Origin of the sequence: Mesorhizobium sp. M0317, from assembly GCF_040321555.1 — a bacterium.
In the GTDB taxonomy this organism is placed as follows: Bacteria; Pseudomonadota; Alphaproteobacteria; order Rhizobiales; family Rhizobiaceae; genus Mesorhizobium.
This window is the reverse complement of the sequence record NZ_JAMYRV010000009.1, coordinates 21,349-46,075: the sequence shown is the minus strand read 5'-3', so window position 1 is coordinate 46,075 and position 24,727 is coordinate 21,349. Positions and strand designations below refer to the sequence as shown.

Genomic DNA, 24,727 nt, shown 5'->3' with positions numbered 1-24,727 from the left:
ATCATGGAAACCACATACGACACAAGGCTTGTTGAAAACCGCGCCGCATGGGGCGCGGTGTTGTCGATGGCGCTGTGTGTTTTCGTGCTCATCGCGTCGGAATTCATGCCGGTCAGCCTGCTGTCGCCGCTAGCGGCCGATCTCGGCATCACCGAGGGCCGCGCGGGACAGGCGATCTCGATTTCGGGCGCTTTCGCGGTCGTGACCAGCCTGCTGGTCGCCGGCCTCACGCGCCACATCGACCGCCGACTGGTCGTGACCGGCTTCACCCTCCTCCTCATCGTGTCCGGTCTGGCTGTCACCTTCGCGCCGAACTACGCGTTGCTCATGGTCGGCCGGGCGCTGCTCGGCATCGCGATCGGCGGGTTCTGGTCGATGTCGACCGCGATCGTCATGCGCCTCGTGCCGCAAGACATGGTTCCGAAGGGTCTCGCCATGCTGAACGCCGGCAATGCCATTGCGGCCACCATCGCCGCGCCGCTGGGCAGTTTTCTCGGCGCCTATGTCGGCTGGCGCGGCGCTTTCTTCCTCGTCGTGCCATTTGGTCTCCTGGCGCTGGCCTGGCAGTGGACAAGCCTGCCGGCGCTGCCGCCGCGCCGCAGGAATCGTGCCGGCAACCCGCTGGCGCTGCTCGGCCGTCTTCCTGTCGCCACCGGCATGGCGTCGATCATGATGCTGTTCATGGGTCAGTTCGCGCTCTTCACCTATCTGCGGCCCTTCCTCGAGAACGTCACCCGGCTCGATATCGCCGCCCTCTCGGCGGTCCTGCTGGCGATGGGGCTGGCCGGGGTGCTCGGCACATGGTGCGTCGGCCGGCTTTTGCGCACGCGTCTGTTCAGCATTCTCACCGTCATCCCGCTGGTCATGGCTGCACTGGCCGCCGCGCTCATCGCCCTCGGTGCACTCCCGGGTCTCACAGCGCTGCTGCTCGTTGCCTGGGGCTTCTTCGGCATGGCCGCGCCGGTTGGTTGGGGCACGTGGCTCAGCCGAACGTTGCCGAACGACGCGGAGGCCGGCGGCGGGTTGCAGGTAGCCGTCATCCAGCTCGCCATCACCGGCGGCGCCGCGATCGGCGGCACGCTGTTCGATACGGTCGGCTGGTGGGGGCCGTTCACTCTGGGCGCGGTGCTGCTCTGCGGATCGGCGCTCGCCGCCCTTGCCGCAGCGTATATGGCCCGGAGGTCTTTGCCATGACGATCGAACGTGCGCCGCTCAGCCGCCGGACATTGCTCGGCGCCGCGCTCGCGGTGGCGGCCCTGCCTCGCACAGCCGCCAGCCAGGAAGGCCAATCTCCCGTCAGCCAGGAGCCCACCGACATGAAGATCAGGATGGTTTTCAACGGCCGCACCATGACCGCCACGCTCTACGACAATCCGTCGGCGCGCGACTTCTTCTCCATGCTGCCGCTCGACCTCGAGATCGAGGACTACGCCCACAACGAGAAGATCGCCTATCTGCCGCGCAAGCTGACCGAGGAGGGAAGCGGTCCTTTCGCCGACGAGCAGCCCTACGACCTGTGCTATTTCATGCCCTGGGGCAACCTGGCCATGTTCTACGCCGACTACCGCCATCCCGGGCTGATCAGGCTTGGCCGCTTCGACGAGGGCGAGCCGGCCCTGCACGTTCGCGGCAAATTCCCGCTTCGCATCGAACGCATTTGAGATCGCAAAGGAGATCACCATGGACATTCTTCGCGCCGGCACCAGGCCTTCCGGCAAGGGACCACCTGACTGGTTCACCGGAACGGTGCGGATCGATCCGCTCTTCAATCCCTTCGACGCCGAGCGGGTTCAAGGCGCACAGGTGACCTTCGAGCCTGGCGCCCGCACCGCCTGGCACACGCATCCGCTCGGCCAGACGCTGATCGTCGTCTCTGGCCTGGGCCGAGTTCAGCGCGAAGGTGGCCCGGTCGAGGCAATCCATCCGGGCGACGTCGTCTGGTTCGCGCCCGGCGAAAAGCACTGGCACGGCGCGTCGTCTCAGACCGCCATGACCCACATTGCCCTCCAGGAGGTCAAGGACGGCAAGGTCGTGGACTGGCTGGAACATGTCGGCGACGCCGATTACGGCGCCTGATCTCTCCCCTCGAAAGGAACCAACATGCTTGCAACCGTTCTTCACAAACCGGGCGACATACGCTGCGAGGAAATCGCCGATCCGAAGATCATGCGGCCGACGGACGCCATCATCAAGCTGTCGGCAAGCTGCATCTGCGGCTCGGACCTGTGGCTCTATCGCGGGCTGCAGCCGGTCGCGGGGCCGATGCATATGGGCCACGAATATTGCGGCATCGTCGTCGAGGTCGGCGCAGAGGTGCGCACGGTCCGCCCCGGCCAGTTCGTCGTCGGGTCATTCTGCCTCTCGGACAATACCTGCCCGCATTGCCGCTTCGGCTTCCAGTCGTCTTGCGTGCAGCGCGAGTTCATGTCGGGCGCGCAGGCGCCTTACGCTCGCGTACCCTTGGCCGATGGCACACTGGTCGCCACCGCCGAGGTGCCGCCGGCCGACCTCATCCCTGACCTGCTGGCGGTGTCCGATGTGCTCGGCACCGGCTGGTATGCGGCCGACGCAGCCGAGGTCCGCGAAGGATCGACGGTGGTGGTGGTCGGCGACGGTGCGGTCGGCCTGATGGGCGTGCTTGCGGCCAAGGAGATGGGCGCCGAGCGCATCATCGCCATGAGCCGGCACGCCAGCCGCCAAAAGCTCGCCCGCGAGTTCGGCGCCACCGACATCGTCGCTGAGCGCGGCGAGGAAGGCGTGGCCCTCATCAAGGAACTCACCAAGGGCGTCGGCGCGGACTCCGTGCTGGAATGCGTCGGCACGGGAGAATCCTTCGACCAGGCGCTGGCCTGCTCCCGCCCCGGCGGCACCATCGGCTATGTCGGCGTGCCGCATGGCGTGAACTTCGACGGCCAAAAACTATTCTTCGGCCAGAAACGAATGCTGGGCGGCCCGGCGCCGGTGCGCCGTTTCCTGCCCGACCTGATGGACCGTGTGCTGCAAGGTCGGATCAAGCCCGGCAAGGTCTTCGACCTCAAGCTGCCGCTGGCCGAGGTCGCTGAAGGCTACCGCGCCATGGACGAGCGTCGCGCCATCAAGGTCATGCTTTCGGTGTGAGCAAAGATCGGGCGGACGGCCTGTGCGCACCCACAACTCAGAAAAGGGACAACATATGACGATGAGATTGAAGATTGCCGCCCTTGCGCTTGCGCTTTCGGTCGCCACGCCGGCTTTCTCGCAAGAGTCCGCGATCATCGGCGCATGGCGCATGATTTCGCTCGAGGCCGGCGCCGAGGGAAACCTCAAGCCCGTGTCCTACTCCGGCCAGGTCATCTTCACCGGGGCCGGCACCCTCTCTGTGCAGGCGCAGAACCCCGACCCCAAGGCGCCGGACACGCCTTACACGGCGAATGGCTACGAAGCCTATTACGGGCCGGTCGCCATCAACGACCAGGACAAGACCTTCGTCATCACCATCGAGTCCTCCCTGGTCCGTAACCTTGTCGGCAAGAGCATGAAACGCAAATTCGAGGTCTCGGACAACAAACTGGTCCTCACGCCTGACAACCCGGCCGAAGGCTGGCGCGTAACCTACGAACGCTACTGATCCGAACAGTTGGGTTACCGATGGCCAAAATGGCGCGGATGTCAGACCGAAATGGCGTCATGGCGGAGCTGGTACCGATCGTGGCGGCCGTCTTCGCCGGCTTCCTGCTGATCGGCCTGGCGCTACCCGTCCTGCCGCTGCATCTTCACCAGCAGCTCGGCTTCGGCCCCTTCGCAGTGGGACTGGTGACGGGCAGCCAGTTCGTCGCCTCGATGCTGTCGCGCATCGGGGCTGGAAACTATGCCGATGGGCGCGGCGGCAAGCGCGCCGTCGTCATCGGCCTCATTGCCGCTGCCCTTGCCGGGTTATTTTACCTCGGCTCGCTGGCATTGCTCGACCGGCCGGTAGCGTCCGCATCGGCGCTGTTCGCCGGCCGGGCGGTGCTGGGCGCGTCCGAGAGCTTCATCATCACCGGCGGCGTCGCCTGGGGCCTCTCCGTTGCGGGCGGACAGAACTCCGGAAAAGTCATAGCCTGGGTGGGCACGGCGATGTTTGCGGCGCTCGCGCTAGGGGCGCCGGCCGGATCTGCGCTTTATGCAGCGAGCGATTTCACCACGATCGCACTCGCGACGATCGTCCTGCCGCTGGCGACGCTGCTTGCCATCCTGCCGATGAGCGGCACCGGCGCCGCCGCGGGCAGCGTGCCGCAGTCATGGAGGAGCGTGGCGAAAGCGGTCTGGCTTCCTGGCGTCGGAGCTGCTTTCAGCAGCCTCGGCTATGGTGCTATTCTGGGCTTCGGCGCCCTGCTCTTCGCCGAGCGGGGCTGGCAGCCGGTATGGCTTCCTTTCACGGCCTATGCTGCGTCTCTGATTGTGGCAAGGCTGTGCTTTGGCCACCTGCCCGACAGGCTTGGAGGCGCACGCGTCGCCGTGATCTTCGTCGCGGTCGAGGCGGCAGGGCTGATGCTGATCTGGCTTGCGACCGGGCCTGTTGTCGCCGCAATCGGAGCGGGTCTGACTGGCCTCGGCTACTCGCTGGTCTATCCCGGCCTCGGCGCCGAGGCCGTAGGCCATCTTCCGTCGCGCAGCCGCGGCCTGGCCATGGGACTCTACACCGTCTTCCTCGACGTGGCGCTCGGCTTCGGCAGTCCGGCGCTCGGCCTGGTCGCTGCGTCGACCGGGCTGCAATTCGTCTTCTTCGCCGTCGCGGCGGCGACGCTTCCGGCGTTGGGCATCGCTCTGCTGCTGGGTCGCCGTAGCGCTCCATTATAGACAGCTCGCCGGCGCCGTCCGCATGAGGTTCGCTCATAGTCTCTTTCCGGGTCGCCACTGAGGGCGAACCCCTGCCCCGCAAGGGTCAACGAGGCCCGGCAAATCCCCGCCCAGACACACTCCAGAAACAAAATTCAACAGTTCGGAAAAACCGGCGAAAAGATCGGGTGGCATAAGCTTCCCCGTCGGGATTCCGGGCACTTCCTTTTTGGAAGCCCTCCACCAACAAAATCGCAGCGGCGGCGCAGTGCCTGCTCCAGCGGCGGCATGAACAGCCGGGCAATGCCCGGCGAGGACGAGAAAGTATGGACATGGACTACGATATCGCCGAACTGGACAGCGACGCGGCAACACCGATCGGCGGCCTGCCAGGCATCGATGCGCTGGCACGGATCGCTCGCGGCCCGACAAGGAACGGCCAGGTCCTGACGGGCGCCGACTTTGCCCGGCAGCCGGGTGAGCGGCTCGATACGGTGTTCGAGCAGCTCGCCGTAACGTTTGCCGCACTGCCGGCGGTGATCTCCGAAGGGCGCGTGTGGACCTATCAGGAGCTGAACAGCCGCGCCAACCAGTTCGCCCGCATGCTGATCAAGCACGGCGTGCGGCCGGGCCACCGGGTCGGGCTCATTCTCGACCGATCGGCGGAAACCTATGTCGCGTTGCTGGCGGTGATGAAGGCGGGGGCTGCCTTCGTGCCGCTGGCCACCGCGTTTCCGCAGGAGCGGATGGCGCTGATCATCGAAGACGCCGCCGTCAGCATGATCGTCACCATCGCCGCCTATGCGTCGCGCGCCGGTCAACTGCCCGTTCCCCATGTGCTGATCGACAGCGCCGCCGCCGAAATTTCCGCACAGTCGCCCGCGCCGCTGAAGCCGCAGGCGACCGACGACATCTGCTACATCCTCTATACCTCGGGCACCACTGGCAAGCCCAAGGGCGTGGTCATCACGCACCAGAGCTTCGTCAATTTCATACACGTCGCGGCCGCCTCCTACGGCTACCGGCCGGGCGACCGGGCGTATCAGGGCATGACCATTGCCTTCGACTTTTCCTCCGAAGAGATCTGGGTGCCGTTCGTCGCCGGCGCGACGGTGGTGCCGGCACCTGGCCAGATGCCGCTGGTGGGCGAGGAACTGGCGGATTTCCTGCGCCTCCATGACATCACCTGCATGGCCTGCAGCCCGACATTGTTGTCATCGATGACATCGGATGTGCCCAGCCTGCGCACGCTTCTGGTGGGCGGCGAGGCCTGCCCGCACAATCTGGTGGTGCGCTGGTCGAAGCCGGGCCGGCAGATCCTCAATACCTACGGGCCGACCGAGGCGACCGTCACCGCGACGATGGGGGCGCTGACGCCGGACAGTCCCGTCACGATCGGCGCGCCGTTGCCGACTTACTCCATCGTCATTCTCGACGCTTCGCTGCCGCAACTTGCCGAGCCCGGTGAACTGGGCGAGATCGGCATTGCCGGCATCGGGCTCGCCGTCGGTTATCTGAACCGGCCGGACCTGACCGACCAGAAATTCATCGCCGATTTCGTCGGCCTGCCGAACAACCCGTCGCAGCGCATCTACCGCACCGGCGATCTTGGCCGGATCAACGATAGCGGCGAGATCGAGTATGCCGGGCGCATCGACACGCAGGTAAAGATTCGCGGATATCGCATCGAGCTCGGCGAGATCGAAGCGGTGCTGCTCGACCAGCCCGAGATCGCGCAGGCCGCCGTCACCACCTGGGAGATCGAGCCAGGCCGCGTCGAACTCGTTGCCTATTACGCGCTTAAAACCGGCGTAGCGGCGGTTTCCCGTGCGGATCTCGCCCAGACGATGAAGCGGCGGCTGCCCGACTACATGGTGCCCGCCTATCTGGAGGAACTGCCTGCCATCCCGATGACCGTCTCCAACAAGGTAGACCTGCGCCAACTGCCGAAGCCGACGAGCGTCCGGCTTTCGGCCGATCGCACGATGGTGCCGCCCGGCAATGAGGACGAGCGATTCCTGGCGGAAGCGCTGGCCACGGTGCTGAAATTCGACGCGGTGTCGGTCGAGGATCACTTCTTCGACGATCTCGGCGCCAACTCCTTGCTGATGGCGCATTTCTGCGCGCGCGTGCGCACCAGGAAGGAATGGGCGACGACGTCGATGCGCGACATCTATCTCTATCCCACAGTGGCGCGCCTGGCGCTGCATCTGGGGGTAGCGGAGGAGATGACGACGGCAACCAACGAGCCGGTCCTCACCCGCCGGGCCTCGAATTTCGCCTACTGGACCTGCGGCGCGGCGCAGCTTTCGTTCTACGGCCTCTACAGCTACGTGGCGCTCTGGGCGATCAATGACGGCCTCAACTGGATGTATGACGCGCTCGACGATCCGCTGCAGCTCTATATCCGGTGCGTGGCGCTCTCGGCCGCCGTGTTCTTCGGCATGTCGGGCTTTGCCGTCCTGGCGAAATGGGTGCTCATCGGCCGCTGGAAGGCCGAGGCGTTTCCGATCTGGGGCGTGCGCTACTTCCGCTTCTGGGTGGTCAAGACGTTGATCCGCACCGCACCCGTCGTGCTGTTCCGCGGCAGCCCGCTCTACAGCCTCTATCTGCAGCTGCTCGGCACCAAACTCGGGAAAAACGCCGTCATCGAATCGAAGTCCGTGCCCGTCTGCACGGATCTCATCTCGGTCGGCGCCAATACCATCTTGCGCAAGGAATCGATGATCCTAGGCTTCAGGGCCGAGGCCGGCTACATCCATACCGGACCGCTTACCATCGGCCGCGATGCCTTCGTCGGCGTCGGCTCCACGCTCGACATCGACACCAGCATCGGCGACCGTGCCCAGCTCGGCCATTCGTCCTCGCTGCATCGCGGGCAAAGCATTCCGGACGGCGAGCACTGGCATGGATCGCCGGCAGTGCCGACCACGGCGGACTATTGCAAGGTGCGCAATGTCAATCCTTACCAGGTCCGGCGCTTCCTCTATGAAGCGCTGCAGCTGATCGGCCTGTTTGGCCTCGTCACCCCGCTGCCGCTCCTGTTCCACAGCTACTGGGAATATGTCGGCGACGACTATCAGGAGACGATCGGCCTTGTCGCAATCGGCACCACGGTCACGCTTTTCGGCTATATCGCGGCGGCTTTCCTGGCAGCGACGCTGGTGCCGCGCCTGACCAGCCTCATCTTGAAGCCGGGCCGCACCTACACGCTTTACGGTTTCCGCTACTGGCTGCAGACCGTCGCCGAATTCGCCAGCAATTCCCGCGTGCTCGGGCTCCTGGCCGGCGACAGCTCGGCCATCGTGCACTACATGCGCGCCATCGGCTGGAACCTCAACAGAGTGGTGCAGACCGGCTCCAATTTCGGCTCCAACCAGCAGCACGAAAATCCGCTTCTGTGCGAGATCGGCACCGAGACCATGGTCTCGGACGGGCTGTTCATGATCAACATGCACAAGTCCGCCTCGGCCTTCAGGCTCGAGCCGACGCGCATCGGCGAACGCAACTATCTCGGCAACAACATCTATTATCCCCCGGACGGCCGCACCGGCGACAACGTGCTGCTCGGCACCAAGGTGATGATCCCCATCGATGGGCCGGTGCGCGAGAATGTCGGCCTTCTCGGTTCGCCTGCGTTTGAAATCCCGCGCATGGTGAACCGCGACAAGGAGCTTATCGCCGGCGTCGACGAGGCCGACCGGCGCCGGCGCATCCCGCACAAGAACCGCCACAACCTGGTGACCATTCTTCTGTTCCTGGCAACGCAATGGGTCATGCTGTTCGTCACGCTGGCGATCTGGGACCGGGCGCTGAACTACTATACGGAATGGGCGGAGGTCGCCCTGTTCGCCGCCGTGCTTTTGACCTCGGCGATCACCATTCCGTTCTACATTCTGGTCGAGCGGGCAAGCCTTGGCTTTGGCCGGCTGAAGCCGCAGATGACGACGATCTACGACGTCGCCTTCTGGCGCCACGAACGCCACTGGAAGCTGGCGGATTCGCCGATCGTGCGCCTGTTTGCCGGCACGCCGTTCCGGCCGATGATCCTGCGCCTGCTCGGCGTCAAGGTCGGCAGCCGGGTCTATGACGGCGGCAGCAATTTGACCGAGCGTTCGCTGGTCGAGATCGGCGACGACGTCACGCTCAACGAGGGCTGCGTGATCCAGGCCCATTCGCTGGAAGAAGGCGCGTTCAAGTCCGATTTCATCCGCATCTGCGATGGCTGCACGCTCGGGCCTTCCGCCTTTGTCCACTACGGCGTGGTGATGGGCAAAGGCTCGATGGTCGATGCGGACTCCTTCGTGATGAAGGGCGAAGAGCTGGAGCCCAACTCGATCTGGCGGGGCAACCCGGCCAAGCTGCATCGCTTCGTCACGCCGGTGCCGGAGGATAGCGTCAAGGCAACGACTTGATGAGCGCAGACATCCGCCTCGTTTCGGTGACCGGGGCCAACCGGGCCCTGGTCGCGGCTCTGGAACTGGCTGCGGATCAGATGGATTTCGTCGCCAGCAATGCGGAGTCGCTGGACGAAGCCGAAAGCGACGGGGACGCTCGGCCGCGCGTCGTCATGGCAGGGGATCGCGTCGTCGGTTTCCTGATGTACGAGGCGCCGCAGGACGACGACGAGGCGCGGATCTACCGCTTCATGATCGATCGCGTCCATCAGGGCCAAGGCTACGGCAAGGCCGCTTTGCGCGAAGTGCTGGATGAAATCATGCGGCTCGGCCACATCAGCCACGTTTCGATCTGCTACGAACCTGGGAATGAAGCGGCACGCCGCCTCTATCGCGCTGCCGGTTTCGTCGAAGAAGGGCCCGACGAGGACGGGGAAATGATCGCCGACCTCGCTCTGCGGGGCGAACAGCCATGACGCGCCGGCTCGATGCCGGTGCCAGCCTGTCGGCGCAGTTGCTGGCGGCGATGGCCGCCATGGCACCGGCCGGCGTTCGGATCGGATGCCGCACGATCCGCGAAGGCGATGAGAACCATTTGCTGCCGCAGGAAGCACGCTCCATCCCGTCACGCCTGCCGCTGATGCGGCGGGCGAGTGGCGCGGCGCGGTGGATCGCGCACGAGCTGCTGGCGGATATGGGCTTGAACGACGTCGCTATCCTCCGCGGCTCCTCCGGCGCACCGGTATGGCCTCATGGAGTAACGGGGTCGCTGGCTCACGACGACGAGATAGCCGTGGCGGCCGTCGCGCCGCTCTCCCACGTCGCCTCGCTCGGCATCGATATCGAGCCCGCTTTGCCCCTGCCCGACGACATCTTCGCGCTGGTTGCAGTCCCCGCTGACCGGATCGACGCAACCGACTTGTGTCTTGCCGGTCGCATCCTTTTTGCCGCCAAGGAAGCTGTCTACAAGGCCGCCTACCCGCTTGATGGCGAAGTGCTGGGCTATGAGGACATCACCGTCGATCTCGACGCAAGCGACGCTGTGACGAAGACGGGCCGCAGAGCGAGACTGGTTTACTGCGTTGCTCCGTGTGTGGTCGTTCTGGCGTTTGTCGATGGTGTCCGAAGCGCCCCCCTTTAAGCGCGATGGGCCAGCGCCCGACAGCAACGCCTGCTCAACAAAGCGCTTTTTTTTCGCAGAGCGGTCGCAAAAGGCTCACACGGTTCGTCCTTTGACAGAAGAAGGAGAGCGCCATGAGAAACCTTATTATCACCGAGTTCATCAGCATCGATGGCATCGCCGAGGTCGAGAAGCTGCCCAGCGTGACCTGGAACGATGAGATGCAAAGGTTCAAGGAGGACGAGCTTGCCGACAGCGGGGCCATGCTTCTGGGGCGCACGACCTACGAGATTTTTGCCGGCTCTTGGCCCAAGGAAACCGGAGACTTCGCCGACCGGTTCAATGCGCTGCCGAAATATGTCGCGTCGACAAGCCCGAAGGCACTCGACTGGAAACCGGCCGAGTTGCTGAAGGGTGTGTTGCCGGAAGCGGTTCGGGCGCTGAAGCAAGGCAGCGGCGGCAACATCTATGTGCATGGCAGCCTGAGCGTCGCGCGGGAATTGCTGCGCCATGGTCTGGTCGATCGCGTCAGGCTGCTGAGCTACCCTGGCTCCGTCGGGGAGGGCAAGAAGCTGTTCCCGCCCGATATGCCGGTGGCGTTGGAGCCGATCTCGACCGTACAGTTCAGCAATGGCGTGGTGGCGCTGGAATATGCGGCTGGGAGGGTGTGAGACGCTGGTGGGTAATCTCCCCTTGAGGGGAGATGTCGCCGAAGGCGACAGAGGCGGTCGGTCCGTCCTGACGCAACCTCCTATCGACCGTAGGAGGTCGAGCTTCACGCGAGACGACCCCCTCTGGTCCGCCGGCCATCTCCCCCTCGAGGGGGGAGATCGGCAGCTCACCCTGCTTTCTTCCCCCGCTTGCCCTTGGCATGCGCCTCGACCACTCTTTCCACCTCGCGCTTCAGTTCGTCCTTGACCTCCTGCGTCTCGGCCAGCAGCGTGTCGATCTTCATGAAATCGAGCACGCGGTATTTTGACACTGGCGGGCGGATCAGTATGTCGGGGGGGCGCTGGTTCAGCTTGTGGGCGATGATCGACTGCATCATCAATTGCGTGGCGCCGTACATCAGATCGACGGTGGTCGGGTGCTTGCGCTCGGCCTCGCTCGGCGCACCGACGACGTCGATCGCGATGATGATGTCGGCGGCGTCTTCGATGAGGTCGAACGGCACCGGATTGTAGATGCCGCCGTCGATCAGCACGCGGTCGTCGCGCGTCACCGGGCGGAACACGGCGGGAATGGCAGCCGAGGCGGCGAGCGCCGAATGCAGGTCGCCCTCGTCGAAGACGGCCAGCTTGTGACCGAAATAGTCCGTCGCCGTCACCTTGAGCGGGATCATCAGCTCGGCGAAGGTTTCCGGGATGGCTTCCGGCAGGAACGCCTTCAAGATGCGCTCTATGTTGAACTGGCTGACGCGGATGCCGCCCTGCATCGCCTCGGCGATGGTGCCGGGACGCGAGCGCCACATGCGCGCCGCCACCTCGGCGCGGCGGCCGAGGATCGAGCGGGCGTAGTCCTCGATGTCCTTTCCGCTCATGCCCGAGGCCATGCCGGCGCCCATGATGGCGCCGATCGAGGAGCCGGCGATGGCCACGGGCTTGATGCCGAGCTCGTCCAGCGCCTCGACGATGTGGATATGGGCGAGGCCGCGCGCGCCGCCGCCGCCAAAGGCGATACCGAAAGTCGGACCTGTCATTTGGCCTCCAGCTTCGGCCCGATGCTCATGATCGCGGGCGCCGGCGTCAGCAGCTTCTTCGCCGCTGCCTTGACCTGATCGAGCGTCACGCCGTTGATGAGCGCCGCGCGGCGCTGCACGTAGTCGATGCCGAGATTGTCGAGCTGCAATTCCACCAGGGTCGCGGCAATGGCGCTGGAAGAATCCAGATTGCTGATAGCATAGGAGCCGACCATGTATTTCTTGGTCGCGTCCAGCTCGGCCTCGGTCGGCCCCTCCTGCGCCATCTTCTTGACCACCTCCTTGACGATGGCGAGCGTCTCGGCGGCGCGGTCGGAACGCGTCGCCGTGGTGATGATCAGCGCATTGGAATGCTGGTGGTCGACCAGGTTGGAATCGACGGAGTAGGCCAAGCCGCGCTTTTCCCGCACCTCGTCATAGAGGCGCGAGGTGAAGGTGCCGCCGCCGAGAATCTGGTTCATCAGCACCGCGGGGAAGAAATCCGGCGCATCGCGCTTCACACCGGGGTAGGCAAACTGCAGCGAGGTCTGCGGCAGGTCGTAGTCGACCTCGAGCTGCTGGCCGAGCTTCAGCTCGGTATCGGCAACCGGTTGCAGCACCTGCTTTTCCGGCAGATCGCCGAAGACCTCATCGAGCTTCCGTTTCAGCGTCGCGGCATCTATGTCGCCGACCACCGCAACATGCAGGCCGCTGCGGGCGAAATTGGCCTTGTGGAAGGCAGCCAGATCCGCTGCCGTGATGGTGGCGATGCTGTCCTTGGTGCCCTGGTCGGGCCTGGAATACGGATGGTCGCCATAGATGGCGCGCAGCCATTTGGTTTGCGCGACGGTGTTGGGGTCACGCTCATTGGCGATGATGCCGGACAGGATCTGGGCGCGGATACGGTCGATCGGCGCCTGGTCGAAGCGCGGGCTGGTGACCGCCAGCCTGAGCAGGTCGAAGGCCGCATCCTTCTGCTCGGCCAGCATCCGCATCGCGCCATAGGTGCCGTCGCGCGCCGCTTCGAAGCCCATTTCGGCGCCGGCATCGTCAAGCTTGATCTGGAAGGCCTCGCTGTCGAGGTCGCCGGCGCCCTCGTCGAATAGGCCGGTCATCAGATTGACCAGCCCTTCCCGCCCCGCCGGATCCTGCGTCGAGCCGCCATCGAAGACGAAGCGGATGGCGACGATCGGAATGGAGTGGTCCTCGACCAGCCAGGCGTTGACGCCTTTCGATGAGGTCACCGGCTGAATGTCCATCGCGTGCGCGGCAAGCGCCGGCAGGATGAGGAAGAAGATGCCGAGGAACAGTGTGGCGAAGACGTGGAGAACCGCGATGCGCCTATGAGTAATCGCATCAGGCCATTGATCGCCAAGGTCAGCTCCGCCCCTCATCGCGCTGCCGGGCACTTCTCCCCGTATAGTGACGGGGAGAAGGGGTCTCGCCGCGACGCTGGCGCTCTTCTTACGACGCTGATGGTTGGCGAAATCGACGATGACAGCGCCCCTCTCCCCGTCACTATAGGGGGAGAGGATGCCGGCAGGCAGGTGAGGGGCAGCGCTAACGCTCAATCTCGTCATCATCAATTCCCCGCCTGTTGCTGCGGCAAGAGATAGCCGGTCGTCGTACGATCGAGCAGCAGATAGCGTGCGGCGACCGCCTTGATCTCATCGGCGGTGACCTTGCGAATGCGGTCCGGCCATTCCTCGATATCCCTGACGTTGCCGCCGGTGGCGAGCTCGGCGCCGTAGAGATTGGCCATCTCGTCCTGCTTGTCGCGGGCGAAGATCATGGCCCTGATATAGCGGGCCTTGGCCTTCACCAGCTCATCGGCGGTGACGCCGTCCTTGACGATGCGGGCGATCTCGGCGTCGACGGCCGCCTCGACGTCGCTCAGCTTGGCGTCGCCGCGCGGCGCGCCATAGACGGTGAAATTGGTGGCGTCGAGCATCGTACCCTGGAAGAAGGCGCCGGTCGCCGATGCGATGCCTTGCTTGACCACGAGTTGCTGGTAGAGCCTGCTGCGGCTGCCGCCGCCAAGGATCTCTCCCAGCAGGTCGAGCGCCTCGGCCTCGCCGGGTTTTGCCGTGTGGTAGGACGGAACCACCCATTGCGTCGAAAAGCTCGGCACCGAAACGCGCCCATCGGTGAGCGTCACCGTGCGCTTGGTGTTCTGCTCCGGCTCGACCGGGCGGATGCGCGGGGGCAGGTCGGGACCGCGCGCGACCTTGCCATAGGTTTTTTCGGCCAGCGCCTTCACGACCTCCGGCTCGACATCGCCGGCCACGATCAGCACCGCATTATTGGGGCGGTAGTATTTGTCATAGAAGGCAACCGCATCGGTGCGGTTCAACTGCTCCATCTCCTGCATCCAGCCGATCACCGGAATGCGGTAGGGCTGGTTCTGCCAGAGCGTCGCGTCGACCTCTTCGTCGAGCACCGCCTGCGGATTGCTGTCGATGCGCGCGCGGCGCTCTTCCAGGATCACGTCGCGCTCGGTCTTGATGACCTTGTCGGTCAAGATGAGGTTGCGCATGCGATCGGCCTCGAAGCTCATCATCTCACCAAGTGCCGAGGGCGCCACCGTCTCGTGGAAGGCAGTGTAGTCATATGAGGTGAAGGCGTTGTTGGAGCCGCCGATGGCCGATATGGCGCGGTCGAACTCGCCCGCGGCGTGGTTGGTCGTGGCCTTGAACATCAGGTGTTCGAAGAAGTGCGCTATGCCGGACTTGCCTGGCGGCTCGTCGGCGCTGCCGATCTTGTACCACACCATATGGGTGACGATGGGGGCGCGATGATCGGGAATGACCACCACCTCCATGCCATTGTCGAGCAGGAAGTTGGCCACCTTGCCATCATCCGCGGCCAGGGCCGGGCCGGCCATGGTCAGCGCGGTGGCGAGCAAGGCCCTCCGCAGCCATTCAGTATGAGATGTCATTGATGGCTCCGGTTGTTATCGCGCGACGATAGGCAAGGTCAGCCGCGGAGGCAAAGTGAATTGTGCGTCATTTTGAAGGCGCCGATCGCCACACCCTTACGCAAGCTCGATGAACCGGACCACCGTCTCGCCGTAGTTTCGTTCATCAACCACCGAGAATTCCGGCCCAATCTCGAAGGGCGCCGAGGCGGCTTCCTCGATCACGCAGAGCGCGCCGGGCAGCAACCAGCCGCCATCCCTGGCCGAGCGCAGGGCGCGCTCGCCAAGGCCCTTGCCATAGGGCGGATCGGCGAAGACCAGGCCGAATGCCGCAAGCGTACCGGCCTCACCCAGGGCGGTCGCGTCGCGGCGGAAGATCTTGGTGCGGCCGGTAAGGCCAAAAGCCTCGACATTGGTGCGGATCAGGCCGCGCCCTTCGGCCGATTCTTCGATAAAGACGCCATAGGAAGCGCCGCGCGACAGCGCTTCGAGGCCGAGAGCGCCGGTGCCGGCGAAAAGGTCGAGCACACGCGCGCCGTCGAGCTTGTCGGCAAAGCGGTGCGCCAGCACGTTGAAGACGGCCTCGCGGGCGCGGTCGGTCGTCGGGCGGATGGCATGGTCGCGCGGCGTCGCCAGCGGACGCCCGCGAAATTGGCCGCCGACGATTCTCATTTATGCCCGGGTCTCATTTAAGGCCGGATCTCATTTAAGTCCCGGCATCATCTGGTCCTCGGGCCCTTGGGACCGTTGCGTGGCCGCTCGCCGCCCCGACCGCCATCCGGACGCTCGCCACCCGGCTTGCCGAACGGCTTGGCTCCGCCCGGCTTGCCATAGGCCGGCTTGCCATAGGACGGCTTGAACGACGCCTTGCGCGCCTTGGCCTCGGCCGCCTTGGCGGCATCGGCTTCCGCCCTGCCCTTGCCGATCGGACGCGCGCCCGGCGCCATCCAGACATTAGCCTTGCGCTGGCCCGGCGGATCGATCGGCCGCTGCTCGCGCTCGGGCTTCTTGCCGCCGCGCGGTTTGTCACCAAAGGCGCCGCGCGGCTTGTCGCCGAAGCCTCCACGGGGCTTGTCGCCAAAATCGCCGCGCGGCTTTTCGCGAAACTCGCTGCGCGGCTTGTCCGAAAACTCGCTGCGCTCGGGTCTCGGGCCGCGTTCGCCAAAGCTCTTTTCCGGCCTCGCGCCCCTTTCGGGACTGGTCGACAGCTTGCCGAGCGCTTCGTCGCGGCTGCCTTCGCGGCGCTTGCGGTTCTTGATCAGACCGCCCTCGCCGATCGGCCGATGGTCACCCTCGCGGGTGACTTTCGGCCGTTCCGGCTCCGCGTCACGCTCTCGCCGCACCGGCTGGTTGGAAAACGGCTTGATGATCTCGGCGTCGAAATTGGCGCCGGATTCCTCGACCAGTCGCTCGCCGAGCTGGTCGCGCAAGACGCGGCCCTTGATCTCCAGCACATGGCCTTCGGCGAGATCGTCGAGCTGGAACGGTCCGTAGGAGATGCGGATCAGCCGCGTCACGTCGAGGCCGAGCGATCCAAGGATGTTCTTCACTTCGCGGTTCTTGCCTTCGCGCAGGCCGATCGTCAGCCAGGCGTTGGTGCCTTGCTCACGGTCGAGCGTCGCTTCGATGGCGCCGTAGAAGACGCCGTCGACGGCAATGCCTTCACGCAGGCCTGCGAGCATGCTTTCCTCGACCTTGCCATGAACGCGCACGCGGTAACGGCGCAGCCAGCCAGTGGCAGGCAGTTCGAGCACGCGCGACAGACCGCCATCATTGGTGAGCAGCAGCAGGCCTTCGGTGTTGATGTCGAGGCGGCCGATGGTCATCAGCCGCGGCAATTCGGCCGGCAGCACGTCGAACACGGTCTTGCGGCCCTCGGGGTCGCGGTTGGTGGTAACGACGCCGGCCGGCTTGTGAAACAGGAACAGGCGGGTGCGCTCGATCGGCGGGATCTCCATGCCGTCGAGATGGATGATGTCGCCCGGCATGACGTTGAAGGCCGGCGAGGTCAAAGCCCGGTTGTTGACCTTGACACGGCCCGCCGCGATCAGGTCTTCGGCGTCGCGGCGCGACGCCAGGCCGGCGCGGGCCAACCGCTTGGCGATACGCTCGCCGGCTTCTTCAGCCTCGGCCGGACGCGGGCGCGGCTTGAAGGCGCCGCCAGATGCTTGCGGCCGGTCACCACCGAAATCGCGCTTGGGGCGATCGCTGAAGTCACGCTTGGGACGATCGCTGAAGTCGCGCTTGGGACGATCTCCGGCGTCTCGCTGCGCGCGATCGCCCAAATCGCGCTTTGGTCGGTCGAAACGCTTTTCGCCTTCGGCAGCCACCGGCCGGTCGCCGCGTGGTGCGTAAGGCTTGCGTGGCCCTTCGCGCTTTTCGAAAGGCTTGCCTTCGGGACGCGGCCCCTTGCTGAACGGCCGATCGCCGCCCTTGAAATCGCGTTTTGGCCGCTCGCCATCGGCCGCAATCGGCCGATCGCCGCGCGGTGCATAAGGCTTGCGCGGCCCCTCGCGCTTCTCACAGGGCTTGCGTTCACCCTCGGCCGCCATAGGGCGATCGCCACGTGGTGCATATGGCTTGCGCGGTCCGTCGCGCTTTTCGTAGGGCTTGCCTTCCGGGCGAGGACCTTTGTTGAATGGCCGGTCGCCACTTTTGAAATCGCGCTTGGGCCGCTCGCCCTCAGCCGCTGCCGGCCGGGCGCCGCGCGGTGAATAGGGTTTCTTGGCCCCGAAGGAGGGTTTGCCGCTTTTGCCGGCGGCGCCATCGCGGCGCGGCCCCGCGGCTCCAGGGCCGCTTTTGCCCGGGCCTTTGTGGCGCGGAGATTTCTTGTCGTTGTCGTCCATGTGGCCTTTGCCTTGTTGCGCTGCTACAGCGTGGCGCATCCTTTCGGACGCGCAAAGGACGCTATAGCACTTTGATTTGGCGCATGATCATTTCCGAAAATCTGTTCCGATATTCGGGTTGACGCGCTCCATAACAGGATCACCGCCAAGTGGCGAGGAGATAATCGGAATGGAAACCGCTTGAAGCGGCCGGATTTCATGGCGCTGGCGCTGAAAGAGGCGCAAGCCGCCGCCTTGCGCGGAGAAGTTCCGGTTGGCGCCGTCATCGCCAGCGGCGACACGGTGGTGGCATCCGCCGGCAACCGCACCCGCGAACTTGCCGATCCGACGGCGCATGCCGAAATGCTGGCCATCCGCGCGGCCTGCCAAACGCTCTCCAGCGAGCGGCTGACCGGCCACGACCTCTATGTGACGCTGGAACCCTGCGCCATGTGCGCCGGCGCCATTTCCTTCGCCAGGCTGCGCCGGCTCTATTTCGGCGCGGCCGACGAGAAGGGCGGCGCGGTGGTCAACGGCGTGCGCTTCTTCGCTTCGCCGACCTGCCACCATACGCCCGACATCTATCCGGGCATGGCCGAGGCCGACGCGGCGCTACTGCTCAGGGAATTCTTTCGGGAAAGACGCGAAACGTAGAGCCTTCAGCTACCGAAGGCGACGGTTCCTACCAGGAGGGCAGCCAGTCGAAGAGCCCGCCGCTCTTGCCCTTGGCGGCCGCTTCCTTCTTGAGGCGGCGTTCCTTCTTGTATTCATCCTCGCCGAGTTCGCCCTGCGGCGCCGTGTCGGAGGCAGCCCGATAGGCCAGAGGCGGCTCGCTCAGATATCTGCGAGTGTTGGGATCGCCCTGCTTTTGCTCTGCGGTGCGGCGCTGGATCTCGGCGGCGCGGCCCTTGTCTGAATCCTTCGGCGACCAGGCCGGCGGGTGGCTTGAGCCCGAATCCGCCAGCGCCTTCTTCACGGAAGCCGGATCGGTCTGCACGTCGTCGACGATCCCCGACTGATAGGACGGGTCGTCCTGGTGGGCAGTGGCGTCGGCACGCAGGCGGGCGCGGCGCTGCTCGGGCGATTCGGGCCAATCGGTGCTCGCCGTCTCGATGCTTTCCTGAGGCGGCGGCAGCACTTCCTTCTGCCCCGGCGCCGGCTTTACCAGCTCCGGACGCGGCCTGTAGTCGATCTGTTCCTTGTGCTTGGGCGTGATGGCGAAGGCGCCGGAAAGGTCGCCGGCAAGCTGCTCGCCAGCCGTCTTGTCGGTGCCGTAGGTCGGCGAACCCATGCAACCGGACAGAGCGAGGCCGGACGCGACAAGCGGCGCCAGCAGCGCAACGCGCACGGAAGTTCTGTCGATCATGCCAAAAAGTCCCACTCTAGACAGCCTCTCGATCGTCACCGGCCAAAGGCCCCGGTCCCCATCGTCCACGCTCTTGCGACGGAATTCCGGCGACAATTTGTCTTCCGGAGTTTCGCGTGTTTATCTCAACCACTCGTTAAGGGCAACGCGCGGGCGCTTTTCACCCGCCCGCCGTGGCATTTGTGCACCGGCTTATGAGCGCTTACAAACGCCCCAGAGCCTTGAGTTCATGCAGCACGGCGGCATCGCGGGCAGACACGTCGGGGAATTCCACGTCCTGCCCGACATCGGCGGTATAGCGCCACGAGCGCGCGCATTTGACCAACCCACGGTCCTCGGCCTTTTCAACCACCACCGCGACACCCTTGACGTCGTCGAGCGCAAAGGCGCCTTCCGGCGCCTTGCCGTGGGCGATGACGAGATCGCTGGTGATCGCCATTTCGGCCATGTCGACATCGGCGATCGCGGCTTCAAGCGCGGCATCGTCGAGGGTCACGACCGGCACGGCTTCCAGCGAGGCACCGATGACCTTCTGAGCGCGTGCGATCTCGAGCGCGCCGGTGACGACTCGGCGGACCTGCCGCACCTTGCGCCATTTTTCCGCCAGTGCCTCGTTCTTCCAGTCGGCCGGAATCTCGGGGAACTGGTCGAGATGCAGCGAGACAGCATCCGGATGACGGTCGAGCCAGGCTTCTTCCGTGGTGAAGGGCAGCATCGGCGCCAGCCATTTCACCAGGCAGTCGAAGAGGTGGCGCACCACTTGCACCGAGGCCTTGCGCTTCACGCTGGCGGGTCCCTCGCAATAGAGCGCGTCCTTCCTGATGTCGAAATAGAAGGCCGACAGCTCGACCACCATGAAGTCGAGCAAAGTGCGGGTGATGCGTTTGAACTCGAACGCGTCGTAGCCCGAGCGCACGACCTCATCGAGCTCGGCCAGCCGATGCAGCATCAGCCGCTCCAGTTCCGGCATCTTGTCCAGCGGCACCTCCTCGCCATCGTCATGGGCGAGCGTGCCCAGCATCCAGCGGATGGTGTTGCGGAGCTTGCGGTAGGCGTCGATGTTGGTCTGCAGCACGTTCTTGCCGAGACGCTGGTCTTCCCAATAATCCGTCGTCACCACCCATAACCGCAGAATGTCGGCGCCGGACTGCTTGATGACGTCTTGCGGCACCACGGTGTTGCCGAGCGATTTCGACATCTTTCGCCCCTCCTCATCCATGGTGAAGCCATGGGTGACGACGGTGTCGTAAGGTGCCCTGCCCCTCGTGCCGCAGCTTTCGAGCAGCGAGGAGTGGAACCAGCCGCGATGCTGGTCGGAGCCTTCGAGATAGACGTCGGCCGGCCATTTCAGGTCCGGACGGTCTTCCAGCGTGAAGACATGCGTCGAGCCCGAATCGAACCAGACGTCAAGGATGTCCATCACCTGCTTCCATTTGGAGGCATCGTGATTGCCGAGGAAACGCTCCTTGGCGCCGGCAGCGAACCAGGCGTCGGCGCCTTCCTGTTCGAAAGCATCCATGATGCGCTGGTTGACGGCTTCGTCCTTCAGCACGTTGCCATCCTCATCGGCAAAGACGGCGATCGGCACGCCCCAGGCGCGCTGGCGTGACAAGACCCAATCCGGGCGTTCCTCGATCATGGCGCGGATACGGTTCTGGCCGGCCGCCGGCACGAAGCGTGTGTCGTCGATCGCCTTCAGCGCACGGCTGCGCAACGTCGTGCCGTCGCCGAGGTCCTTGTCCATATAGACGAACCATTGCGGCGTGTTGCGGAAGATGATCGGCTTCTTCGACCGCCAGGAATGCGGGTAGGAATGCTTCAGCCGGCCGCGCGCGAACAGCGCGTTGCGCTTGATCAGTTCGTCGATGACCGCCTGATTGGCATTGCCCTTCTTGCCGTTATCGTCGATGACACGCGCGGCGCCACCTTCGCGATCCGGGCCAAAACCCGGCGCGTCCCTGGTGAAGAAGCCGGCATCATCTACAGTGAAGGGGATGGCAGGGTCGATGCCACGTGCGCGCAAATCCGATGCCGCATCCATCCAGGCATCAAAGTCCTCGCGGCCATGGCCGGGCGCGGTGTGGACGAAACCCGTACCGGCATCGTCGGTGACATGGTCCCCGGCAAGCATGGGTACGGCGAATTCGTAACCACCGCCGAGACCTTTGAAGGGATGTGAAAGTGTAAGGCTTCCAAGCTCTTCGACCGAAACGCTGCGAAGCCGATTCAAGGTGACCTTGGCCTTGGCCGAGGAGTCTTCGGCAAGCGCATCTGCAAAGATCAGCTTCTCACCGGGCTGTGGACCGAACGAATTTTCGGCTGCGGTAACTTCATAAAGGCCGTAGCCGATCCGTGACGAATAGTTGACGGCACGGTTGCCGGGGATCGTCCACGGGGTTGTCGTCCAGATGACGACGTGGGCGTTGTCCAAAAGTGCAACGCTTTCCGGAACGCGCATGGACGATGCAGCGTCTGATACAAAGTGCTCAACGCTCCAAAATCCTGACACAACTGGAAACTTCACCCAGATCGTGTCGGACTCATAGTCCTGGTATTCGATCTCGGCCTCGGCCAGTGCGGTGCGCTCGACCACGCTCCACATCACCGGCTTGGAGCCGCGATAGAGCTGGCCGGACATGGCGAACTTCAACAACTCCCCGGCGATGCGCGACTCCGAGTGGAAAGCCATCGTCGTATAGGGGTTCTTGAAATCGCCTACGACGCCGAGCCGCTGGAACTCGCCGCCCTGCACCGTGATCCAGTTCGCGGCGAAGTCGCGGCATTCCTTGCGGAACTCGTTGACCGGCACCTCGTCCTTGTTCTTGCCCTTGGCGCGGTACTGTTCCTCGATCTTCCATTCGATCGGCAGGCCGTGGCAGTCCCAGCCGGGCACGTAATTGGAGTCATAGCCGCGCATCTGGAACGAACGGGTGATGACGTCCTTGAGGATCTTGTTCAGCGCGTGGCCGATATGGATGTTGCCATTGGCGTAGGGCGGGCCGTCATGCAGCACGTATTTTTCGCGGCCGGCGGCCGCCTCGCGCAGCTTGGCGTAAAGGTCCATATCCTGCCAGCGCTTGACCAGCAGCGGCTCTTTTTCAGGCAAGCCGGCGCGCATCGGGAAATCCGTCTGCGGCAGATAAAGCGTCTTGGAATAGTCGATCGTTTCAACAGTGTCGGTCATTGGTCTGCCATATGCATTGCCCGGCGGGCGTAAAAGCTCGGGCGTGAACTATCATGATTGGAAAAGCGCGAGGGGGCGCGCAAAACTCCCGGCGGCTCCGGCGGCGCTCAGGCCGCCCGGAACACCGGGCCTGTAATTCGTATCGTCAGCGCGCGAACGCGTGAAAAGCTCGTCATTCCCGGGCTTTTAGCGGAGAAAGCCGTAGGAATAAAGCGTCTCTTGTTCGATTCACTTACATCGCGAAGTCGAAGCGATAGGTGGTCGAGACGCCGACCGTGAACTGGTTACGGTCGCCGCGCTCCTTGACCAGGCTGGAATCGGCGGCCGGGCCTATCAGGCGCGCATATTCGCCGAACAGGCTGGCGGTCATCGGGTCGGTGACCTTCCAGGTGATGGCGCCGCCGAGTCCGGTCGATTTCAGGCCGCCGCCAGGATGGTATTCGCTCAGGCCGAGGCCACAGCCTCCTTGGCGTTGACGCCATAATAGGAGTCGAAATAGCTCGATGAGGCAAAGGACACGCGCGGGCCTCCCGAAATCCTGACCGTCGGCGTGATATCGTAGAAGGCATCGGCGGCGATGTCGGCGACAAAGCCATTATGGGCACGAATGCCGTGGCGCAATTCGGCGCGGGCGCGCAACCAATCCGTCGGGTAGAATTCGAAGAAGCCGCCGACCTCACCGCCCCAGCGCACCGGGCCGAGGCCCTTGAGTTCATCCTTGCTGTCGCGTGAAAACAGGAACTTTCCGGTCAGGCCGGCGCGGACGCCGCCATCGTCAACCAGCGCCAGCGAGATGTTGTCGTTGCGCGAGGTAAAGCGCGCGGCCGGGCCGGCCTTGCCCAGCGAGATGATCGGCGATGCGCTGAGCAGATAGCTGTTGGAGCCCTCGAATTTCGGCGCGACCATGCCGGTGGCGCCAAGCGTCAGGTACCAGTCGCCGGACATCCAGCCGAAGGCACCCTCGCCCGCATTGGCGGTGGACACAGTGAGCAGCGCCGAGGCGAGAAACAGCGGAATCGTCCAGACAATACGCATCATCACCCCATACGCGAAACAAAACGGAGAGAACACCCGGCAGCCAAAGCCATGGCGCCGGTTCGGTAAAATTTGACTTAAAATCTACAGCAGTGGCGGCAACTGCGACCCTGTTTTTTGCGCTGTGGCCCATTTGAACAGGGCGCGTTAGTGCAGACTAACATGAACAGATGGACAGCGCTTGGCGACCCGACCAGGCGGACGATCTTCGAACTGCTGGTCGAACAACCCTGTTCGGTCGGGGAATTGGCTCGTGCGCTTCCTGTCACCCGGCCGGCGGTCTCGCAGCACCTGAAGGTGCTCAAGGACGCCGGCCTCGTGGCCAACACACGGCTAGGCAAGCAACGCATCTACCGGGTCGAACCGGAAGGCTTGGCCAGCCTGCGCGCCGAACTCGACCGGTTCTGGAGCAAGACCTTGGCGGCCTACAAAGTGGTCGTCGAACAGCCCTTGAAGGAGCAGGAATGAGCACACATCAACCGCCCGTGAGGCACTCCATCCTTGTCGAGGCTCCGATCGCACATGCCTTCAAGGTCTTCACCGAGGACTTCGGCAGTTTCAAACCCAAAGAGCATAACCTGCTTGCGGTGCCGATCGCGGAGACGATCTTCGAACCCCGCGTTGGCGGTCACGTCTACGACCGCGGTGTGGATGGCAGCGAGTGCCGCTGGGCACGAGTGCTGGCCTACGAGCCGCCGAACCGACTGCTTCTGAGTTGGGATATCAGCCCTCAATGGCAGATCGAGACCAATCCGGACAGGACCAGCGAGTGGGAAGTCCGGTTTACGGCGGAGACGAATAGCCGGACCCGCGTCGAGATCGAGCATCGCAATCTCGAACGTCATGGCGAAGGCTGGGAAGGCGTGCGCTTTGGGATTGACGGTGATCGAGGCTGGCCGCTGTATCTCAGGCGATTCCAAGATCTTTTTGCCAGCAAGGTGACCTGAAGGAGCACAATTATGGAACCCTATTGGCTAAGCATCCTCGGTGTACTGATCCTCTGTCTTTTGTCAGTCGCGCTGGCGGTTTACTCGGGTTCGTCCAAGGGATTTGCCGGAGCGCTTTCCGGTCCGGTGATCCCGGCCGACGACGCCAATCTCCTCTACAGGATCGACCGCGTGCATATGAACTCGGTCGAGGCGCTGGCGCCTTTTGTCGTCCCGGCGGTGCTGGCCATGATGGTTGGCGTTGGGTCGGCCACGTTGGCGACCATTGTCTGGGTTCATGTGGCGATACGCCTGCTTCACCTGGGGGTTTACCTACGCGGGGGCAATGCCGCCAAGGGTGGCAGTGTCAGAACGATCGTCTACGTCTCTGGAGCGATCGTCACGCTTGTCCTCGTCCTTGTGACTGGGTGGGCTGCCATAAATTGACACGTACGCGCGAACCTCAAGCCACCGACGCTTTG

Annotated in this window: 21 protein-coding genes and 1 pseudogene; 14 read left to right on the top strand and 8 right to left on the bottom strand. The window is 64.3% G+C overall.

All coding sequences use genetic code 11. The features are described 5' to 3' along the window. Window positions 1–3 precede the first annotated feature (3 nt). The 10 genes from NKI88_RS09700 (at window position 4) to NKI88_RS09655 (ending at window position 10,985) form a co-directional block, all read left to right on the top strand. Window positions 4–1,194 carry an MFS transporter gene (locus NKI88_RS09700; RefSeq protein WP_352654852.1) on the top strand — a complete coding sequence of 397 codons (1,191 nt, stop codon included), beginning with the start codon at window positions 4–6 and terminating at the stop codon, window positions 1,192–1,194. Further along, entirely contained in the window at window positions 1,191–1,661 is a 471-nt protein-coding gene (locus tag NKI88_RS09695; RefSeq protein ID WP_352654850.1) for a cyclophilin-like fold protein, read from the top strand. The genes NKI88_RS09700 and NKI88_RS09695 overlap by 4 nt, the downstream gene beginning before the upstream one ends. A 19-nt stretch (window positions 1,662–1,680) precedes the next feature. Beyond that, the gene (locus tag NKI88_RS09690; protein WP_352654848.1) at window positions 1,681–2,076 is read left to right on the top strand and encodes a (R)-mandelonitrile lyase; all 396 of its coding nucleotides are present in this window, start codon (window positions 1,681–1,683) and stop codon (window positions 2,074–2,076) included. A 24-nt stretch (window positions 2,077–2,100) separates the two neighbouring features. Next, window positions 2,101–3,117: a zinc-dependent alcohol dehydrogenase family protein gene (locus NKI88_RS09685; RefSeq protein WP_352654846.1), complete on the top strand. Its 1,017-nt coding sequence runs from the start codon at window positions 2,101–2,103 to the stop codon at window positions 3,115–3,117. 61 nt (window positions 3,118–3,178) lie between these two features. Beyond that, on the top strand, window positions 3,179–3,607 hold the full coding sequence (locus NKI88_RS09680) for a lipocalin-like domain-containing protein (protein WP_352462992.1): 429 nt from the start codon (window positions 3,179–3,181) through the stop codon (window positions 3,605–3,607). Window positions 3,608–3,627: 20 nt separating this feature from the next. Continuing rightward, on the top strand, window positions 3,628–4,818 hold the full coding sequence (locus tag NKI88_RS09675) for an arabinose transporter (RefSeq protein ID WP_352654844.1): 1,191 nt from the start codon (window positions 3,628–3,630) through the stop codon (window positions 4,816–4,818). Window positions 4,819–5,123: 305 nt separating this feature from the next. Next, the gene (locus NKI88_RS09670) at window positions 5,124–9,212 is read left to right on the top strand and encodes a Pls/PosA family non-ribosomal peptide synthetase (protein ID WP_352654842.1); all 4,089 of its coding nucleotides are present in this window, start codon (window positions 5,124–5,126) and stop codon (window positions 9,210–9,212) included. Continuing rightward, window positions 9,212–9,670, top strand: a complete 459-nt coding sequence (locus NKI88_RS09665) for a GNAT family N-acetyltransferase (RefSeq protein ID WP_023697683.1) — start codon at window positions 9,212–9,214, stop codon at window positions 9,668–9,670. Before NKI88_RS09670 ends, NKI88_RS09665 begins: the two co-directional genes overlap by 1 nt. Continuing rightward, entirely contained in the window at window positions 9,667–10,335 is a 669-nt protein-coding gene (locus tag NKI88_RS09660) for a 4'-phosphopantetheinyl transferase family protein (RefSeq protein ID WP_023697684.1), read from the top strand. Before NKI88_RS09665 ends, NKI88_RS09660 begins: the two co-directional genes overlap by 4 nt. Before the next feature lie 113 nt (window positions 10,336–10,448). Beyond that, entirely contained in the window at window positions 10,449–10,985 is a 537-nt protein-coding gene (locus tag NKI88_RS09655; protein WP_023697685.1) for a dihydrofolate reductase family protein, read from the top strand. Window positions 10,986–11,152: 167 nt separating this feature from the next. Here NKI88_RS09655 and NKI88_RS09650 read toward each other — a convergent pair whose 3' ends face one another. The 5 genes from NKI88_RS09650 to NKI88_RS09630 form a co-directional block, all read right to left on the bottom strand. After that, window positions 11,153–12,013, bottom strand: coding sequence for a patatin-like phospholipase family protein (locus NKI88_RS09650; RefSeq protein WP_023694766.1), 861 nt, complete (start codon window positions 12,011–12,013; stop codon window positions 11,153–11,155). Continuing rightward, on the bottom strand, window positions 12,010–13,386 hold the full coding sequence (locus tag NKI88_RS09645) for a M16 family metallopeptidase (protein ID WP_023697687.1): 1,377 nt from the start codon (window positions 13,384–13,386) through the stop codon (window positions 12,010–12,012). Before NKI88_RS09645 ends, NKI88_RS09650 begins: the two co-directional genes overlap by 4 nt. Before the next feature lie 188 nt (window positions 13,387–13,574). Next, complete coding sequence (locus tag NKI88_RS09640) at window positions 13,575–14,930, bottom strand: M16 family metallopeptidase (protein WP_352654839.1); 1,356 nt, start codon at window positions 14,928–14,930, stop codon at window positions 13,575–13,577. Window positions 14,931–15,026: 96 nt separating this feature from the next. After that, window positions 15,027–15,581 (bottom strand): 16S rRNA (guanine(966)-N(2))-methyltransferase RsmD, encoded by a 555-nt coding sequence (gene rsmD / locus NKI88_RS09635; protein WP_023697689.1) that lies wholly within the window; start codon window positions 15,579–15,581, stop codon window positions 15,027–15,029. Window positions 15,582–15,628: 47 nt separating this feature from the next. Continuing rightward, window positions 15,629–17,755 carry a pseudouridine synthase gene (locus NKI88_RS09630; protein WP_352654837.1) on the bottom strand — a complete coding sequence of 709 codons (2,127 nt, stop codon included), beginning with the start codon at window positions 17,753–17,755 and terminating at the stop codon, window positions 15,629–15,631. Window positions 17,756–17,935: 180 nt separating this feature from the next. Here NKI88_RS09630 and NKI88_RS09625 point away from each other — a divergent pair, with 180 nt between their 5' ends. Continuing rightward, complete coding sequence (locus NKI88_RS09625) at window positions 17,936–18,388, top strand: nucleoside deaminase (protein ID WP_023694762.1); 453 nt, start codon at window positions 17,936–17,938, stop codon at window positions 18,386–18,388. A gap of 28 nt (window positions 18,389–18,416) precedes the next feature. On the opposite strand, the gene NKI88_RS09620 is transcribed toward NKI88_RS09625, so the two are convergent. The 3 genes and pseudogenes from NKI88_RS09620 to NKI88_RS09610 form a co-directional block, all read right to left on the bottom strand. Further along, a complete protein-coding gene (locus NKI88_RS09620) occupies window positions 18,417–19,100 on the bottom strand; it encodes a hypothetical protein (protein ID WP_023682973.1) in 684 nt (227 codons plus the stop codon). Window positions 19,101–19,302: 202 nt separating this feature from the next. Continuing rightward, complete coding sequence (gene ileS / locus NKI88_RS09615) at window positions 19,303–22,284, bottom strand: isoleucine--tRNA ligase (protein WP_352654835.1); 2,982 nt, start codon at window positions 22,282–22,284, stop codon at window positions 19,303–19,305. A gap of 232 nt (window positions 22,285–22,516) precedes the next feature. After that, window positions 22,517–23,319: pseudogene (locus NKI88_RS09610) on the bottom strand (MipA/OmpV family protein). 162 nt (window positions 23,320–23,481) lie between these two features. On the opposite strand from NKI88_RS09610, the gene NKI88_RS09605 reads away from it, so the two are divergent. From NKI88_RS09605 to NKI88_RS09595, 3 genes are read left to right on the top strand one after another with little or no spacing between them, the layout of a single operon-like run. Further along, window positions 23,482–23,787, top strand: a complete 306-nt coding sequence (locus NKI88_RS09605) for an ArsR/SmtB family transcription factor (RefSeq protein WP_023689559.1) — start codon at window positions 23,482–23,484, stop codon at window positions 23,785–23,787. Further along, window positions 23,784–24,266, top strand: a complete 483-nt coding sequence (locus NKI88_RS09600; RefSeq protein WP_023730459.1) for an SRPBCC family protein — start codon at window positions 23,784–23,786, stop codon at window positions 24,264–24,266. Before NKI88_RS09605 ends, NKI88_RS09600 begins: the two co-directional genes overlap by 4 nt. A gap of 12 nt (window positions 24,267–24,278) precedes the next feature. Then, entirely contained in the window at window positions 24,279–24,692 is a 414-nt protein-coding gene (locus NKI88_RS09595; protein WP_023671536.1) for an MAPEG family protein, read from the top strand. The last annotated feature ends 35 nt before the right edge of the window (window positions 24,693–24,727 follow it).

Coding starts and splice junctions, on each gene's coding strand:
- NKI88_RS09700 (WP_352654852.1), top strand. CDS start 4: ATGGAAACCACATACGACACAAGGCTTGTTGAAAACCGCGCCGCATGG.
- NKI88_RS09695 (WP_352654850.1), top strand. CDS start 1,191: ATGACGATCGAACGTGCGCCGCTCAGCCGCCGGACATTGCTCGGCGCC.
- NKI88_RS09690 (WP_352654848.1), top strand. CDS start 1,681: ATGGACATTCTTCGCGCCGGCACCAGGCCTTCCGGCAAGGGACCACCT.
- NKI88_RS09685 (WP_352654846.1), top strand. CDS start 2,101: ATGCTTGCAACCGTTCTTCACAAACCGGGCGACATACGCTGCGAGGAA.
- NKI88_RS09680 (WP_352462992.1), top strand. CDS start 3,179: ATGAGATTGAAGATTGCCGCCCTTGCGCTTGCGCTTTCGGTCGCCACG.
- NKI88_RS09675 (WP_352654844.1), top strand. CDS start 3,628: ATGGCCAAAATGGCGCGGATGTCAGACCGAAATGGCGTCATGGCGGAG.
- NKI88_RS09670 (WP_352654842.1), top strand. CDS start 5,124: ATGGACATGGACTACGATATCGCCGAACTGGACAGCGACGCGGCAACA.
- NKI88_RS09665 (WP_023697683.1), top strand. CDS start 9,212: ATGAGCGCAGACATCCGCCTCGTTTCGGTGACCGGGGCCAACCGGGCC.
- NKI88_RS09660 (WP_023697684.1), top strand. CDS start 9,667: ATGACGCGCCGGCTCGATGCCGGTGCCAGCCTGTCGGCGCAGTTGCTG.
- NKI88_RS09655 (WP_023697685.1), top strand. CDS start 10,449: ATGAGAAACCTTATTATCACCGAGTTCATCAGCATCGATGGCATCGCC.
- NKI88_RS09650 (WP_023694766.1), bottom strand. CDS start 12,013: ATGACAGGTCCGACTTTCGGTATCGCCTTTGGCGGCGGCGGCGCGCGC.
- NKI88_RS09645 (WP_023697687.1), bottom strand. CDS start 13,386: ATGAGGGGCGGAGCTGACCTTGGCGATCAATGGCCTGATGCGATTACT.
- NKI88_RS09640 (WP_352654839.1), bottom strand. CDS start 14,930: ATGACATCTCATACTGAATGGCTGCGGAGGGCCTTGCTCGCCACCGCG.
- rsmD (WP_023697689.1), bottom strand. CDS start 15,581: ATGAGAATCGTCGGCGGCCAATTTCGCGGGCGTCCGCTGGCGACGCCG.
- NKI88_RS09630 (WP_352654837.1), bottom strand. CDS start 17,755: ATGGACGACAACGACAAGAAATCTCCGCGCCACAAAGGCCCGGGCAAA.
- NKI88_RS09620 (WP_023682973.1), bottom strand. CDS start 19,100: ATGATCGACAGAACTTCCGTGCGCGTTGCGCTGCTGGCGCCGCTTGTC.
- ileS (WP_352654835.1), bottom strand. CDS start 22,284: ATGACCGACACTGTTGAAACGATCGACTATTCCAAGACGCTTTATCTG.
- NKI88_RS09605 (WP_023689559.1), top strand. CDS start 23,482: ATGAACAGATGGACAGCGCTTGGCGACCCGACCAGGCGGACGATCTTC.
- NKI88_RS09600 (WP_023730459.1), top strand. CDS start 23,784: ATGAGCACACATCAACCGCCCGTGAGGCACTCCATCCTTGTCGAGGCT.
- NKI88_RS09595 (WP_023671536.1), top strand. CDS start 24,279: ATGGAACCCTATTGGCTAAGCATCCTCGGTGTACTGATCCTCTGTCTT.